At 74.7% G+C, this 1,291-nt stretch carries 1 protein-coding gene; it reads left to right on the top strand.

The features are described from left to right. Positions 1-1,291: coiled-coil domain-containing protein (locus DM995_RS18410; protein WP_502696619.1), on the top strand; the 1,291-nt coding region annotated here is incomplete at both ends.

The raw sequence follows: 1,291 nt of genomic DNA, 5'->3' as shown, positions 1-1,291 counted from the left end.
GATGCCGCCGCCCAGCGCCTGTCCGATCTCGACCGGCAACAGACGCGCATCGCCGAGGATAGCGCGCGCGAAGACCGCCTCACCCACGACGCCACCGCCGCGCTCGAACGGCTGGAGGCGGAAAACGCCCGCGTCCAGGCCGATATCGCCGCCGAGGAAGCGCGCGGGCCGGTGCTCGCGCATGCGCAGGACAATGCCGAACGCGCGGTGCGCGAGGCCGAGCTGGCGCTGGCCGAAGCGAGGGCCGAGCTCGCGCGCACCGATGCCGACATCAAGGTCGCCGATGCCGCGCTCGCCACCGCGCTGGCGCGCCATCGCCGTGCCGACGAGGAATTGCAGCGCACGCGTGCCCAGCTCGCCGGGCTCGGCGATGCCGCAGAACTGGCGCAGCTGCGCGACGAGGCGCTCGCCGAATGCGCGCAGGCCGCGGACGCCAGGGTAGCGGCTGCGGCGGCGGTGGCCGAAGCGCAATCGGGTCGCGATGCCGTCGTCTCCACGCGCGATGCGGCGCAGAGCGAGCTTGCGACGCTGCGCGCCGAGCTCAACGCGATGACGCGCGAGATCGAGGCATTGGCCCGCGACCTGGCAAGGCGGCCGGGCGGAGGCGAGCGCGCGCTCGACCAGGTCCAGGCCGACAGGGGCTATGAAAAGGCGCTCGCGGCGGCGCTGGGCGATGACCTGAGCGCACCGATCGCCGAGGCTGTTGGGGACGGTCGCTTCTGGACCGGGGCCGAGCTGCCCGCCGATCGCCCCGCGCTGCCCGATGGCTGCACGTGGCTCGCCGACCATGTGCGCGCGCCTGAGGCTCTCGCCGCGCGGCTGTCGCTGGTCATGGTTGCACAGATCGATGCCGGACGGACGCTCGCCCCCGGCGTCCGGCTGGTCACGCACGATGGCCGGGTGCGCCGCTGGGACGGCTTCGTTTCGCGCGGCGACGGCGCTGCTGCGGCAGAACGGCTCGAGCGGCGCACCCGGCTGACCGAACTCGAAGCAACTCGCCCAGTCCTGGCCGAGCGGCTGGAGGGCGCAGAGGCCGCGCTGGCGCAGGCACAGCAGCAACTCGCCGATGTGCAGGCGCGGATCGCCGAGCATGGCCGCGCGCTGGCCGCCGCCGAGTCAGCCGAGCGCCAGGCATTGCGCGACCGCGACCAGACCGAACACGCGCTGCAGCGCGATGCCGAGCGCCGCGACGATCTCGCCGAGCGCATCGAGCGCCTGGCCGCCGATGCCGAAGCCGCCGCGCACGACCGCCAGGCCGCCGAGGCGGCGCGCGCCGCGCTGCCCGACGGCG

The organism is Blastomonas sp. UPD001, from assembly GCF_003426715.1.
Lineage (GTDB): Bacteria > Pseudomonadota > Alphaproteobacteria > Sphingomonadales > Sphingomonadaceae > Blastomonas.
This window is presented reverse-complemented; position numbering and strand designations above follow the sequence as displayed.